This is a genomic window from Dyella sp. NPDC103356 (assembly GCF_055584465.1).
Window position 1 is genome coordinate 518,618 of sequence record NZ_JBVJLZ010000004.1, and the last position, 14,451, is coordinate 533,068.

16 protein-coding genes are annotated in these 14,451 nt (G+C 59.6%); 9 read left to right on the forward strand and 7 right to left on the reverse strand.

Features of this window, described 5'->3' with window-relative positions:
* Positions 1–22 precede the first annotated feature (22 nt).
* The 4 genes from bufA2 to ACZ6WW_RS12165 are packed head-to-tail and all read left to right on the forward strand — an operon-like array spanning position 23 to position 3,066.
* Positions 23–301: a BufA2 family periplasmic bufferin-type metallophore gene (gene bufA2 / locus ACZ6WW_RS12150; protein WP_465274414.1), complete on the forward strand. Its 279-nt coding sequence runs from the start codon at positions 23–25 to the stop codon at positions 299–301.
* 55 nt (positions 302–356) lie between these two features.
* The gene (gene bufB, locus ACZ6WW_RS12155; RefSeq protein WP_465274415.1) at positions 357–1,202 is read left to right on the forward strand and encodes an MNIO family bufferin maturase; all 846 of its coding nucleotides are present in this window, start codon (positions 357–359) and stop codon (positions 1,200–1,202) included.
* On the forward strand, positions 1,199–1,945 hold the full coding sequence (locus tag ACZ6WW_RS12160) for an HvfC/BufC family peptide modification chaperone (RefSeq protein ID WP_465274416.1): 747 nt from the start codon (positions 1,199–1,201) through the stop codon (positions 1,943–1,945). The genes bufB and ACZ6WW_RS12160 overlap by 4 nt, the downstream gene beginning before the upstream one ends.
* Positions 1,946–2,001: 56 nt before the next feature.
* Positions 2,002–3,066, forward strand: a complete 1,065-nt coding sequence (locus ACZ6WW_RS12165) for an oxidoreductase (RefSeq protein WP_465274417.1) — start codon at positions 2,002–2,004, stop codon at positions 3,064–3,066.
* Here the strand turns inward: ACZ6WW_RS12165 and ACZ6WW_RS12170 are convergent.
* A complete protein-coding gene (locus ACZ6WW_RS12170; RefSeq protein WP_465274418.1) occupies positions 3,063–4,634 on the reverse strand; it encodes a glucosyltransferase domain-containing protein in 1,572 nt (523 codons plus the stop codon). The two genes, ACZ6WW_RS12165 and ACZ6WW_RS12170, sit on opposite strands and share 4 nt — an antisense overlap.
* A gap of 144 nt (positions 4,635–4,778) precedes the next feature.
* A complete protein-coding gene (locus ACZ6WW_RS12175) occupies positions 4,779–5,204 on the reverse strand; it encodes a GFA family protein (RefSeq protein ID WP_465274419.1) in 426 nt (141 codons plus the stop codon).
* A 237-nt stretch (positions 5,205–5,441) separates the two neighbouring features.
* On the opposite strand from ACZ6WW_RS12175, the gene ACZ6WW_RS12180 reads away from it, so the two are divergent.
* The 4 genes from ACZ6WW_RS12180 (at position 5,442) to ACZ6WW_RS12195 (ending at position 9,123) form a co-directional block, all read left to right on the forward strand.
* Complete coding sequence (locus ACZ6WW_RS12180) at positions 5,442–6,371, forward strand: LysR family transcriptional regulator (RefSeq protein ID WP_465274420.1); 930 nt, start codon at positions 5,442–5,444, stop codon at positions 6,369–6,371.
* 144 nt (positions 6,372–6,515) lie between these two features.
* Positions 6,516–7,676, forward strand: a complete 1,161-nt coding sequence (locus ACZ6WW_RS12185) for an NAD-dependent formate dehydrogenase (RefSeq protein WP_465274421.1) — start codon at positions 6,516–6,518, stop codon at positions 7,674–7,676.
* Positions 7,677–7,742: 66 nt separating this feature from the next.
* Positions 7,743–8,210: an HPP family protein gene (locus tag ACZ6WW_RS12190; RefSeq protein ID WP_465274422.1), complete on the forward strand. Its 468-nt coding sequence runs from the start codon at positions 7,743–7,745 to the stop codon at positions 8,208–8,210.
* Positions 8,211–8,340: 130 nt separating this feature from the next.
* Entirely contained in the window at positions 8,341–9,123 is a 783-nt protein-coding gene (locus ACZ6WW_RS12195) for a glutaminyl-peptide cyclotransferase (protein ID WP_465274423.1), read from the forward strand.
* 33 nt (positions 9,124–9,156) lie between these two features.
* On the opposite strand, the gene ACZ6WW_RS12200 is transcribed toward ACZ6WW_RS12195, so the two are convergent.
* The 5 genes from ACZ6WW_RS12200 to ACZ6WW_RS12220 all read right to left on the reverse strand — a co-directional run bounded on the left by ACZ6WW_RS12200 (position 9,157) and on the right by ACZ6WW_RS12220 (position 13,675).
* On the reverse strand, positions 9,157–10,431 hold the full coding sequence (locus tag ACZ6WW_RS12200) for a hypothetical protein (protein WP_465274424.1): 1,275 nt from the start codon (positions 10,429–10,431) through the stop codon (positions 9,157–9,159).
* A gap of 137 nt (positions 10,432–10,568) precedes the next feature.
* Complete coding sequence (locus tag ACZ6WW_RS12205) at positions 10,569–11,339, reverse strand: SDR family oxidoreductase (protein WP_465274425.1); 771 nt, start codon at positions 11,337–11,339, stop codon at positions 10,569–10,571.
* Between the two features lie 21 nt (positions 11,340–11,360).
* Positions 11,361–12,215: an alpha/beta fold hydrolase gene (locus ACZ6WW_RS12210; RefSeq protein WP_465274426.1), complete on the reverse strand. Its 855-nt coding sequence runs from the start codon at positions 12,213–12,215 to the stop codon at positions 11,361–11,363.
* 116 nt (positions 12,216–12,331) lie between these two features.
* A complete protein-coding gene (locus ACZ6WW_RS12215) occupies positions 12,332–12,940 on the reverse strand; it encodes a TMEM175 family protein (RefSeq protein WP_465274427.1) in 609 nt (202 codons plus the stop codon).
* A gap of 42 nt (positions 12,941–12,982) precedes the next feature.
* Positions 12,983–13,675, reverse strand: coding sequence for an alpha/beta fold hydrolase (locus ACZ6WW_RS12220; RefSeq protein ID WP_465274428.1), 693 nt, complete (start codon positions 13,673–13,675; stop codon positions 12,983–12,985).
* 157 nt (positions 13,676–13,832) lie between these two features.
* On the opposite strand from ACZ6WW_RS12220, the gene ACZ6WW_RS12225 reads away from it, so the two are divergent.
* A complete protein-coding gene (locus tag ACZ6WW_RS12225; RefSeq protein WP_465274429.1) occupies positions 13,833–14,450 on the forward strand; it encodes a CGNR zinc finger domain-containing protein in 618 nt (205 codons plus the stop codon).
* Position 14,451: the final 1 nt, after the last annotated feature.

Sequence of the window (14,451 nt, forward strand, 5' to 3'; positions counted from 1 at the left end):
TATCCCTAAGGAGAACATCACCATGATCGCCACCAAGACCCGCACCAGCTTTGCCGCCGCAGCCGCCCTCTTTGCCTTCGCAGCATCGATCAGTTCCATCGCCAGCGCCGCCGATCAAAAGACCGCGCCGAAAGAAGAGCTGGGCCGCTGCTACGGCGTCAACACCTGCAAGGGCACCAGCCTCTGCGCCACGGCCAAGAACGATTGCAAGGGCCTGAACACCTGCAAGGGGCAGGGCGTGATCGTCAAGACCAAGACCGACTGCCTGGCCGCCGGCGGCACGCTGACCGAGCCGAAGTAATCACACGGCGGGCTCGCACTCCGGGCCCGCCACCTATGATCCGACAGGAGCCGTCATGTACACACCACCACCAACGTTCTCCGGTTACGGCCTGGGCTTGCGCAAGGAACACTACCGCGACTTTCTCGACACCGAGGTGCCGGTCGACTTTGTCGAAGTGATCTCCGAAAACTTCATGGTGGATGGCGGCCAGCCGCGGCACATTCTCAGGCAGGTGCGCGAACGCCATCCGGTGGCGCTGCATGGCGTATCCATGTCGATCGGCTCGGCCGACGGTCTCGACCGGGCCTATTTGAATCGTTTGCGCCAGCTTGCGGACGATATCGATCCGCTGTTCGTCTCCGACCATCTGAGCTGGTCGCGTATTGACCGCTTCAACTCGCACGATCTTTTGCCTCTGCCGTATACGGAGGAGGCTCTGGACGTGGTCTGTCGCAACATTGCGATGGCGCAGGACGTTCTGGGTAGGGCGATGCTGTTCGAGAACCCGTCGAGCTACATCGCATTCGATGGCGCGTCGATGAGCGAGTGGGAATTTCTCGACGAAATGTCTCGCCGTACGGGCTGCGGACTGCTGTTGGATATCAACAATATTTTTGTCAGCGCGAGCAACCACGGCCTGGATGCGCATGCCTATCTGCGCGGCATACCTGCAGATCGCGTACGCCAGGTGCATCTGGCAGGCCACACGCAAGGCCCTGGCATTCTGATCGACACGCACGACCAACCGGTGTGCGCAGACGTATGGGCACTGTATGCCATGGCGTCATCCATGCTTGGCCCGGTGGCGACGATGATCGAGCGCGACGATGCGATTCCGCCGCTGACTGAATTGCTCGACGAGCTCGGTACGGCGCGCGAGATCGGTCATCGCCGGCGTGGCCTGCGGGAGGCTGCATGAACCTGATCGACATGCAGCGGGACTTGCGCGCGTGGCTGGTCAGCTCCGCCACCGATACGCAAGAGCGCCTGGGCAAGAGCGCTGCAACGGGTCTGACCGTTTACCAGAACAACTATCGTGCGCAGCTTGTCGGCTGTCTTCAGGCAAGTTTTCCGCAGCTGCATGCATGGCTGGGCGACGAGCTCTTCCTCAAGGCCGCCATAGCCCACATCGACACCCACCCACCCCATGCCTGGACACTGGATGCCTATGGCATCGACTTCGGCGACACCTTGAAGTCGGTGTTTCCACACAATCCCGATGTGCATGAGTTGGCATGGATCGAATGGGCGCTTTCCGAGTCGTTCGTTGCTGCCGACGCGCCACATCTATCCGGCGATGTATGGCATGAGGTCGATTGGGATACCGCTCGCTTGTCGCTCAGCCCAAGCTTGCGTCAGCGCGCCATGTCGACGAACGCGAACGACATCTGGTCGGCGCTGGAGGATGGCGCTGCGGCACCGGAGAGCGAGATGCTCGACACGCCTGGCGGCCTGATCGTGTGGCGCAACGGCTTCACGTGTCGAATCAAGTCGATCGATAGCGCAGAGCACGCCGCCCTGTTGTCGCTGCGCGATGACGCGCGTTTCAGTGCGTTGTGTGACGCCATGGTCGAACATCTGGGTGAAGAAGCGGGAATCGCCAAAGCTGGCGCCTTTCTCGCCGATTGGATTGCTGGTGGAATTGTCGTGGGTGTCAGTTAGCCGGCTTTGTGCTCTACCATCAGATACCCATCGATAGTCACAGCCGAGCACCACTCATGCCCTCACCCATACGCGCGGCCCTGATCGGCTACGGCTACGCCGGCAAGACCTTTCATGCGCCGCTGATCCGCAGCGTCCCCGGCCTGGAACTCGCCACCGTGGTATCGCGCGACGCGGCCAAGGTACATGCGGACCTGCCGCAGGTGGCTGTCGTAGCTGACGTGCACGCTGTTATCGCAGATCCGGGCATATCCCTGGTGGTGATTGCCTCGCCCAACGATACGCATGCTCCCTTGGCGCGCGCCGCCTTGGAAGCGGGCAAGCATGTTGTCGTGGACAAGCCTTTTGCGCTCGATCTTGCGCAGGCGCGCGAACTGGCGGCCGTCGCGGAGCAGCAAGATAAGCTGTTGTCGGTATTTCAGAACCGCCGCTGGGATAGTGATTTTCTGGGTGTGCAGCAGGCGATGGCAAACGGTGTGCTGGGTGGGGTGAAGCATTTCGAGTCGCATATCGATCGCTTCCGCCCACAAGTGCGCGTGCGCTGGCGCGAACAGCCCGGAGCGGGCAGTGGCCTTTGGTACGACCTGGGGCCTCATCTGATCGATCAGGCATTGCTGCTGTTCGGCCTGCCCGATCGGGTACTGGCAAGTCTGGCCATACAACGTGATGATGGCGAAGTAACGGACTGGGCGCACGTCGTGCTGATGTACGGTACGCGCCGCGTCATTGTGCATGCCAGCATGCTGGTGGCCGGCGGTAGCGCGCGTTTCACGTTACACGGCACGCAAGCCAGCCTGGTCAAGACACACGCCGACCGGCAGGAAGCCCAACTGCTCGCAGGTGTTCACCCAGGCAGTGCAGGTTGGGGCGAAGACCCCGACCCGATCTTGATCTACGACGGCGAAGGCAAGGCGACAACGTTGCCTGCGCCCTTGGGTGACCAACGTCAGTACTACATCGCCTTGCGCGATGCGGTGCTTGGCAGAGGCGCCAATCCCGTTACCGCCGCACAGGCGATTACCGTGATGGCGGTGCTCGAAGCCGCCATGGAATCGTCCGCCAGCGGTCAAGCTGTCGCGCTGTCGTTGTCCGAGCAGGAGCGTCGAGCATGGTTCGCCTAGGGGTGCGCGGTCGCCACGTCACAGCGTTCGGGGGCGGCCTGACTGAATGTCACCACCGCGGTGCGGACAATCACGTGCACGCTATAGGCGCCGGTGATGTATGACGCCGGTACGGTGCAGGTTTGCGCCAGCATGCGCGAGATCAGCGAAAGGTTCGCCGGACTCTCGTCGACTCGCATATCCGTCACGCCCGAAACGTAGTAGCTGAGAAACGCATGCGAGTGGAAGCGATCTTCGGCAGAAAGATACGGGGAGATCAGCTGATAGATGATGGGGAACTGACTGGCGACATGCGCGGTAACCGGTGAATATCCCGCTGATCCATCCAGCATGAAAGCATCGATGATGCCGTCACCCTTCAGGCCAGCAAGATCGTCTGCCAGATGGGCGGCGATACGCGTTTCGTAGTTCTTTTGCTCACGCAATGCGTTGCCATATGCGCTGGCTATGACGCACATGCCAAGGGCAAGAATGCCTCCGACGGCCAACGCCCACTTGTCCGAAACACGCCATTGCCGCAATGCGGCCTGCGCCAGTATCAGACCGGCCGCCAACAGTGCGCCGAAGCCGATCAGCACGCGCGGCACAAAGAGTGGTTTCTCCAGGATCAACATGGGTCCAAGTGCGCATGCAAGTGCGGCGAGGGGTGTAAGCAGGCCGGCCGCAAAAAGGGCCACTCTCGTCCGGGCCGTCGCAACATCGACGCGGAGCGCATAGCGAACGCTGACGATTGCCGGAAGCGCCAGCATGCAAAGCAGAATCGGCGAGAAATAGAGCTGCCATTGCTCGCTGAAGTTGGCGCCAATGTAGGTGTAGAAGTTGACGAAGTTCGAGGCAATCAGGGGCAGCTGTTGCAAGCTGTGAATCTTCTCGCTGTGCATCCTTACCCAGCCATTGATATGAACCCCAATGATGAGCTGATACAAGAGCATCGCCAGGCCTGCCTGAAGTACCCGTGATGCAAACTGTCTGATAAGTTGCCGCGGCGTTTTTTCTTCAAGCTGTCCAAGCAGAACATCTAGGATGACAAAAACCAGATACGCATTGATGGCGGCTTGATAGAAATCCAGGCTGACGAAAATCGATGCGATACCCAGCCACCATCGTTGGCGCGACTGTCGAAGCATGACGATGGGGAGCAGCGCAAAGAATATCGCCAGGCTCATGCTCAAGGCATCGAACTTGTAGGACAGGTTCTCCAGAAAGAAAGGCTGCGCCCCGAGCGGGAATGCGGCCAGCGCCGCGATCCAGGGCGAAGCGAAGACGTAGCGTCGTGCGATGAGCACACCGGTCCAGGCAAGAATGAGGATCGCCCCCATCTGCGTCAACGGCGAGATATCGACCATGGCAGGGTCGTAGGCCTGCAGCATCCTCATCAATAACGTAGTGAGAGGTCGCCCGGTAGCATCCCAGGAACCGTGGCCGATCAGTGCGCGCTTCAGGTCATCGTTGTAGTACTGGTCCGCGCGCAAGATCGGGAAAATAACGAACGAGTAGAGCCCAAGCAACGTGAGCAGGACGCGGCTGTCGGTGCTCGACGGAGTAAAGCTTGTGTTACCTGGATTCATGGCAGCCGTCGCGGTTGGGCAAATGGCTTTGCCGGCAAAGAAAACGACGTCCCGTCGATGTGATGTTCTATCCGAACGTTGGCTACTATCCTCGCTGTCTCTTTCTTTTCTCTTAGGCGGTCAGAAAGATTGCCGCAAGAAGTCCTATGGCGAAACGATGGGTGTCGCTCCCACGCTGCTCCTTGCGTAGTGAGGCATGCGATCGTTCAGGCACTCCCAGGCGAGTTTCTCTTCCACCCAGATTTCCTTGGTGGGCGCAAAATCACCGGCTGCATCGAGGGTGGCCGTGGTGACATCGATCGTGTTTGCTTTTGACGGACGCCGGTAGGTCAATGGCGTTCCGCACGTATCGCAGAAACTACGCACCACATCGGGTGATGACGAAAACTCCTTGGGCTGCCCCGAGACGAAGACGAAATCTTCCTTCCGGAAAACGGCCCATGCGACAGAGGGTGCTCCGGTCGCAAGGCGGCAGCTTTTGCAGTGGCAGAGCGTAGCCGCGATCGGCGCACTCGTAGCACGATAACGGATGGCGCCGCACAGGCAGCCGCCTTCGATGAGGTTGCTCATGATGTCTCCGTTGACGGGTTCTTTGAAAAGGTTATAGGTTCATGACGATGACGATGACAGGCGCCTTCCCAGACATCTCTCCTACTCGTCATTCCGGCCTTCGCCGAGATGACCCGTAGGAGAGATTGCTTTTAGTCGCGACGAGCTGCAACGCCAGGGCCGGTTGCGGCTGATACCGTTCCTGAAAAACTCAGCGAGCATTCCGAGTCGAAACCTCTTGTCCATGCAGAGAATCCCATGTTCGTCAGGCAACTCCACTATCTCGTCGCGCTAGCCGAACACAAGCATTTCGCGCATGCCGCCGAAAGCTGCTGGGTGTCCCAGCCGGCATTGTCGGCTGGTATCCGTCAGCTCGAACGCGAGCTGGGGATCATGATCATTCTCCGTGATCGTCGTTTTCAGGGTTTCACGCCCGAAGGCGAGCGGGTGCTGGTGTGGGCACGGCAGACGTTGGCCTCACTGGAGGGCCTTCGCCAGGAGGCCGCGCTTGCGCAATTAGTCGCCGGCGGTCATCTGGCCATCGGCACCGTGCCCTCGGCGCTGCGCGCCGTGTCCATGCTGGCCAGTGAATATCGCCGTGCGATCCCGAAGCTTACGCTGGAAGTGTTTTCCTTGAGCACGCGCGATATTTTTCATCGTTTGAAGAACAAGGAAATTCATCTCGGCATTGCCTATGCGGATGGCTCCGATGCGGCCATAGAAGGCATCGTGCTGTATTCGGAACGTTTCGTCCTGCTGTCCAGCGACCAGGCCGGCCTGCCCAACAAGTCTTCTTACAGCTGGGCGGAGGCTGCCCGTCTTCCGCTGTGCCTGTTCAATCACGAGATGCAGAACCGCAAGATCGTCGACGCGGCATTCCTGCAAGCGGGCGTCGCGCCCAACGTCGTGGTCGAAACCAATACCTTGAGCGTGCTTTACGAAGAGGTGCGTACAGGCGAGGTTTGCAGCATCGCGCCAGTCAGTGCTCTGCCGGATTACTTCCTGGCGAGCGGCATCAATATCCGTCCGCTCGAACCACAGCAACTATCTGCCATGAGTTTGTTGCGGCTGCGCCAGGAGACGCCGCCCGCCGTCGTCGGCGCTGCGTGGGATATGACCCCGCAGCTGGACTTGCAAGGACGATTGGATGGTGTGCTTGAAAGGCCAGCCCCCTGGCTCGCCTCTTGAGTAGAACTGCTGCGCCGCGCCATGGCTAGATAAGTAACGCTTATCACGGCATACCGACAAACGATTGGCCGTCGTCGAAGATGCGCATCCAGACTGCTGGGACAACGTGGCTGCCACGTCATCAACCCACCACTGGAGTGTTTCATGGCCAAGGTTCTTTGCGTCCTGTATCCCGATCCGGTTACCGGCTATCCGCCGGCCTATGCGCGCGATGATGTCCCCGTCATCAAGGGCTATCCCAATGGCCAGACGGTGCCTTCGCCCGCCGGCGAACTCGGCTTCAGGCCCGGCGAACTGATCGGCTGCGTATCGGGCGAACTGGGCCTTAGAAAGTACCTGGAAGCCAACGGTCACGAACTGATCGTGACCAGCGACAAGGAAGGCGCCGATTCGGTGCTGGACAAGCACCTGCCGACCGCCGATGTCGTCATATCGCAGCCGTTCTGGCCGGCCTACTTGACCGCCGAACGCATAGCCAAGGCCAAGAACCTCAAGCTCGCCATTACCGCCGGCATCGGTTCGGACCATGTGGATTTGAAGGCGGCCTCCGAACATGGTCTCACCGTCGCGGAAGTCACGTTCTCCAACAGCATCAGCGTTGCCGAGCATGTGGTGATGATGGTGCTGTCCCTGGTTCGCAACTACCTGCCATCTCACCAGATCGCCAACAACGGCGGCTGGAACATCGCCGATTGCGTCAGTCGCAGCTACGACGTCGAAGGCATGCATTTCGGCACGATCGCCGCCGGGCGTATTGGTCTGGCCGTATTGCGTCGCATGAAACCCTTCGACGTACACCTGCATTATTACGATCCGCACCGTCTCTCGCCTGAGATCGAGAAAGAACTGAATGCGACCTTCCACGAGACACCCGAGTCGTTGGTCAAGGTTTGCGACGTAATCAATCTTCAGACGCCGCTGTATCCGTCCACGCAGGGCATGTTCGACGACAAGATGTTTGCCCTGGTCAAGCGTGGCGCGTATCTCATCAATACGGCGCGAGGTGCCTTGTGCGATCGCGATGCAGTAGTGCGTGCGCTGGAGTCCGGCCAGTTGGCCGGCTATGCCGGTGATGTCTGGTTTCCGCAGCCGGCACCGATCGACCACCCGTGGCGCCGCATGCCCAATCAAGGCATGACGCCGCATATATCGGGCACGTCACTTTCCGCCCAGGCGCGCTACGCGGCGGGCACGCTGGAAATCCTGCAGAACTTCTTCGAGAAGAAGCCGATTCGCCCAGAGTACCTGATCGTCGACGGCGGCAATCTCGCCGGCACCGGCGCCGCCTCCTACAAACTCACCTGAGCGGCCGCCGCACGCATGACGGAAATCAACAAGAACCCCGGGGCGATGGTCCCCGGGGCAGCAAGCGTGTCCCTGCCCAAATTCAACTTCGCCATACGCGGCTTCATCGGCGGTACGGCAGCAATCGTTGTGCTGGGCCTTGCGGGCCAAGGTTTGCATCAGACCGTGCTGATCGCCCCGTTTGGCGCATCCTGCGTGCTGCTGTTCGCCGCACCCGAGAGCCCGTTTGCGCAACCACGCAATCTTGTGTTCGGCCATCTGCTTACCGCGTCCGTAGGCTTGGCCATGCTGTGGCTTGCCGGCAGCAGTATCTGGAGTGTGGGTCTGGCCGTCGGCCTGGTGATCGCTCTGATGGAGCTGACGCGAACCGTGCATCCGCCGGCCGGCGCGAATCCCATCGTCATCATGCTGGGCGGCAAGGCAAGCCTGCTGTTCCTGCTTACCCCCGTACTGTGCGGTGTGGGCTTGTTGCTGGCGCTTGCCCTGGTCGTCAATAACGTGGGCGGCAAACGGTGGCCCTTGCGTTGGTCGTAGCATTTCCCGATCGCAAGATTTTCCCTCGGTATCGTCGGGACAATGAAACGCGCCTCCCAGCCGTCAGTGGGATATCGGCCTCGATATGGGTATTGTTAGCCGCCAAGGAGCTGCGTGCGACTATCGAGACATGAAACGAATCATTGCCCTGTTCGCCCTTATCGCACTGTGTGCCGGTTGTTTTCTGCAGGCAAAGGACGCCACCCCTGTGTACGGCTACACAGTGGTGCACACCTATCCGCATGACACCCGCGCCTATACCGAGGGTCTGTTCTTTCAGAACGGTTACTTCTACGAGGCGACCGGCGAGATACATCACTCGTCCATCCGCAAGGTGGATCCGAAGACCGGCGAAGTGATCCAGCGCGCCAATCTCGATACGTCCGACTATGGCGAAGGCATCGTTGCCTGGAAGAACAAGCTGATACAGCTCACCTGGCAGTCGCACCACGGCTTTATCTACGATCTGGACAGTTTCAAGCCGATCGGGCAGTTCGACTATCCGGGCGAAGGCTGGGCGCTCACCCAGAATGGCCATCGCATTTTCATGAGCGATGGCACGCCGACCATTCGCATTCTCGACCCGGAGACGTTGCAGCAGACCGGAAAGATCGATGTCACCGTCAACGATCAACCACTCGCCAACCTCAACGAAATAGAGTGGGTCAAAGGCCAGCTGTATGCGAACGTGTGGCTGACCCATCGCATTGCGCGCATCGATCCTGCCACCGGCAAGGTCGTCGGCTGGATCGATCTGACCGGCCTTGGACCAAAGCCGGAAGAAACCATCGATCCGAACAATGACGTACTCAACGGCATCGCCTACGACGCTGCGCACGATCGTTTGTTCGTCACTGGCAAACGCTGGCCGCTTATCTATGAGATCAAGCTGACGGCACCGAAGCCCGATTGATAAGTCGGGCATCTCGATAGCAAGCTTTCCCGCCTAGAGCCCCTTAGGTAACGGCCACTCGCCGGACCACGTCGGGTAGTTGCCATGGTCGCCCATGTGCAGACTCCTGTTATCGGGCGAGAGTTTCAGGCCTCGATCGCTGGACACCTGCATCCATGCAGGGCGTTGCGCCAGTCGCGCGTCGAGCGGCCGGTGGTCATTATGCGTCTGGCGCAACCACAGTACCGTCGCGCCCAGACGCAGGACGGCAGCCGTATCTTGCTGGCGATTGTAATAAGCGTTGAAATTGATCGTGGATATATCAAGGCGGATGACACCGGCCCAGTTGGATACCCAGTCGAACAAATCCGGGTCGGGATTCATCGACTGTGCCTCGAATCGCCGGTCGGACAACAGTTGCTCGCGCGCTCGCTCGTTACACGACACGGCGTAAACCGGAGCCGCCAGACGCTGCATGCCAGCCTCGGATAGTCGCCAGTTTTGGTACCACTTGCGATCCAGCTTTAACAGGCCGGAGCCAAGGAAACCAGCGAACTCCTCTCGCATGACGGTGCACAAGTCCACATCATCCGGAGTGACCGGTGCGAACGCCATGGAGCAGCTATCGGGCACGGCCTCGTCGGGGGGCAGTTCGCTCAGCATCTGCAAGAACAGTCGGGTGGCACCCTGTAAGCGCGCAGCGAATACCATGCTACCGATCATGGTGTTGCTATAAGCGTGGAGGCGACGCATGGTCAGCGCCTGGGTACAGGCACTTTCCAGGCCCTGCTGCGTACGTCCTTCAACAAAATCGAGTGCGGCTGCACTGGACCACAATCCTGACGAGCCGCCATAGCTCGGAATCGTCGCGAACAAATGCGAAGGCACATCATTCCAGGCGTAGTCGTAGCGGCTAAGCGCCTGATCGCGCTCAAGCCTTGCATGATGACGATCCAGCGCAGCCCGTAGCGCTTCGGGATGGGCACGGGCCTTGCCAAGGCAATCGTCGTCTCGCATGGCGCATAACAGGCTCTTGTCCTCTCCCAAGGCTGCCAATGCCGGATAAGGCGCGTGAGGACCCGGCGCATCTGAGATTGTTGCGTGATCCAAGCTAAGGTCTGCCATCCAGGCCGCTATGCGTTCGCTATCCTTGGCGTAGAGTGAATCGATCTGATCGTAGGGCACATCGAAATCAGAAAACCACAGCAAGGGATAAGCATTGCGTCCCTGCACGGGTTTCCATGGAGCGTGAAGCGTCGCCAACGCTGCAGCCTGCACTTCAGTGGGCGGTCGCAAGCGTCCCCATGCAAAGGCGAGCACAAGCAACATGCAAGCGCCTACCACAAGCCACGCCAATCCTTTCAACAACTGCTGCATAGCCTTCCCCTGGATCCCATAGGAATTCTAGCGCTATCCACTCATGCCACGTTGTTACGCAGAGAGGCCGTAGGTCCGTGCATTTACCGCTAAACAGATTTCACCTCACCGCCATCCATGCGAAGCATGGTGCCGGTCATCCAGCGCGCCGCAGGCGACACCAGAAAAGCCATGAGTTCTGCGATCTCTTCCGGCTCGCCGTAGCGGGCAATGCCCGCCTCGCGAGGAAAACGATCCATCGCCTCGGCCACTGTCATGTCATGCAGCGATGCCCAATGTTCGAGATAGGAGCGGCGGCGGCCGGTCATGACCGGGCCGGGCAGTACGCTGTTAACCTGCACACCATCGGGGATACCTCGATCCGAAAAGGCTTTCGCCAAGGCGGCAATGGCTGCATTGATAGTGCCGACGGCAGCGTAGGGTGCTTTCGGAAAAATCGCCGAGTTACCTGACGTGAATACCACCGAGCCACCTGCTTTCTTGAGAGCGTCCCAGGCTTCGATCGTCAGGCGCCGTGCACCGTGCAGCTTGAGTGCCATACCGCCGTCCCATTGCTCATCGGTCATCTCGAACAAATCGACCTGCGGTACGGCACCGGCGATATTGACCAGGGCATCGATGCGGCCGAATGCGGACAATGTCGTTTCGACAACAATTCGTGCAGACGCCTTCTCTGCAAGATCGATATCGATAACCAGGGGTTCTGCGCCGTGCGCGATAACGGCTTTCGCCGTCTCCAGCAGGTGTTCGCGATTTCTCGCCACCAGCACAACGTGGCGGAAATCCTTGGCCAGGCGAATGGCCGTGGCTTGACCGATGCCCTGGCTGGCTCCGGTGACTATGGCAGTTGAGTTGGACATGGCAGTGCTCCGGATTTCCAATCAATCAGCAAAGAAGGTGCGAATGGCATCCGCGATCTCGCTCGCATGCGTCTCCAGAGCGAAATGCCCGGTATCGACGAAGCGAATCTGCGCATCCGGGATGTCGCGCTTGAACGCTTCGGCACCCGGAGGCAGGAAGAACGGATCGTTCTTGCCCCACACTGCCAGGAAACGCGGGTGGTGCTTGCGAAAATAAGCCTGGAAGGTCGGATAGAGCGCAAGGTTGCTCTGGTAATCGAGGAACAGATCCAGCTGGATATCGTCCATGCCTTCGCGAGCGAGGTAGTAGTTATCCAGCGCGATGCCGTCGGGCGATACCAGGGATTCTTCGGCGACGCCATGGATGTACTGCCAGCGTGTGGTCCCCGGTGCCAGGAACGCACGCAGTGCCTCGCGGTTTGCGTCCGACGGGTTCTCCCAGTAGGCGCGCATGGGGCTCCAGCCGTCACTCAAGCCATCTTCATAGGCGTTGCCATTCTGAGAAATGATGCCGGTGATGCGCTCCGGATGCTTGACGGCGATACGGAAGCCGGTCGGTGCGCCGTAATCGAAAACATAGATGGCGAAGTGATCAAAGCCGATGACTTCGGTAAAGCGGTCGATCGCGTTGGCGATGTTGTCGAAGCTGTAGGTGAATTTATCGCGCGACGGCATGTCCGATCGACCAAAGCCCGGCAAATCCGGCGCGACGATATGAAAGTTCTCGCTCAGCAAGGGAATGAGATCGCGGAACATATGGCTGGAGGTCGGGAAGCCATGAAGCAACAACAGTTTCGGCTTTCCGGGTGTGCCGGCTTCGCGATAGAAAATATTGAAATCATCGACAAGAACCTGGCGATAGCGAATCGTGGACATGGCGGCTTTCCTCTATGTGCAGTTGGAATGGGATGAATTACGGTGTGTTTTTTTGTAGGAGCGACTTCAATCGCGACCAGTCGTGACGTAAACGTGGGTTACGGCTGAAGCCGCTCCTACAAACTCAGGCGGTGCTTCGTCATATGCCAGCGGCCCGGCACGTCCGGCCGCAGATAGAGCAGGAGGGCACCAAAGATCATGCCGAAGCCGGCAAGTGGCGCGACCATCGATATGAGCGACGCACTGGCGAAGATGACGAGCGTGGTCAGCGAGCGGCGCCGCAGCATGCGACGCATGGGTCCGCACATTTGCGTGGCACCTGCCTGTTTGAGGACTTCTTCCTCAAACATCCGATACGCCAGATTCACGCAAACAAAGATCGCTGCATAAACCACGACCGGTGCTGTCGCCAGTTCGGTACGAGCAACCCAGGCGGTAGTGAACGGAACCAGCGACACCGCAAACAGATGTGCGAAGTTGACCCAGATGAGCCGCGGTGTCGTGCGATGCGCCAGTTGCAACAGGTGGTGGTGATTCACCCAGACGATCGCAATGAACAGATAGCTCACCGCATAGCTCAGCAACGTCGGCCACAGCAGCCAGAGTGCAGTAAACGTGCCTGCTTCCGGCGCCTTGAGGTCTAGCACCATGATGGTGATGATGACGGCGATCACGCCATCGGAAAATGCAGCAATCCGGCTATCGAGTATCTTCTGTACGCGCATGACACGTCATCGTTCGATGCTGTGAGAGATTGAATACGGACTTCAAGCTGCGCTCTGTTGTATGGCGTCGACGATGACGTCCACGACCAGCGAAGGCGCGGTTACGCTCGGCAAGTGATCGACCGGATAGGCACTGATGTGTGCGTTCATGCGTTCGGCCATGAAACGCTGCGTCTTTTCGGGAATCATGTGATCGCGTTGCGCCACCAGGTACCAGCTGGGGACGCGCTTCCACAGTGGCGCTCCCACGGGGACCGTGATGCTTGCCGGCGAAATGGGCCGCTGGGCTGCAGCCAGCAGCTTGAGTTCCTGCGTTGTCGCGTGTTGCGCGAACGCGGTTTCAAAAGCTTCCACCGGCAAGCGGATCCAGCCGTCGCTGTCCGGCGCCAGGGCCGGCGCCTTGCTGTCGTGTTCGTAACGATAGAACACATCCGCGACCGTCTCGCCCTCGTCCGGTGCCAGGCCCGCGACGTAGACGAGCGCTTTCACCTTGTCGCTCTGCGTCGCCGCGATGACGGCGCCCGCATAGGCATGACCGACCAGGATCGCCGGCCCATCGGCTCGTTCAAGAGCGCCATCGAGCGCCGCCACGTCGTCGGGCAACGAAGACAGCGGCAATGCGAAAGTAACTGTCTTGATCCCTCTGGACTGGAGCAGGTCCACCACCTTGGTCCAGCTCGACTCGTCTGCCCAGGCGCCGTGGGCGAAAACTACGGTGACGGCCTTTGCGTTCATTTGTGCCAGTTCCTATGTGGTAATGCCTCAACGGCGGAGGCGGGCCGGCGGCTTGAAATTCACGTAACCGCCTAAATGTTGTTTAAGAGGTTACTCAAGGGAAAGTAACTTGTCAACATGCCTTTGGATGGTTACTCTAAACTCAGGAGAACGCCTCATGACTTCATCAATGCCCGCCCTTTTCCTCGCCGACTCGCTCGGACTGGACTTCCTCAATTCCGTCTTCACGCCGGTGGAGACGCCGGTCGATACGCTCGAAGACGGTGAGGGACTGTTGAGCTGGCTTCAGCAAGCGGGGCTGGTGCCCGAAGAGGTGCTCCGCTCGGCACGCGAGCGGGCCATTCCCGGAGAAGTCGACCGACTTGCGGCGCAGGCGAGGGCGCTTCGCGAGTGGTTTCGTGCTTTTGTGCGTGAGCACAAGGGGCGTCCGCTGGCGGAAGCGGACCTGATGGAACTTGCGCCGCTCAACGAGCTGTTGACTCGCGATGAGCGCTACACAGAGATCGTCGCGGGGGAATCGTCGATATTCACGCTGACCCCGATGCGGCGTTGGACGTCACCCGATGCCTTGTTGCTGCCGATCGCCGAGGCCATGGCGCGATTGGTTTGCGAAGAGGATTTCTCGTATGTGAAAGCGTGCGAGGGACCTGCATGCACCTTGCTTTTCGCCGATCACACGAGAGGTCATGCGCGTCGCTGGTGCAGCATGGCGATCTGCGGCAATCGTGCGAAACAGGCGGCGCACCGGCTTCGTCAGAAGCTCCCTGCCGCGTAAT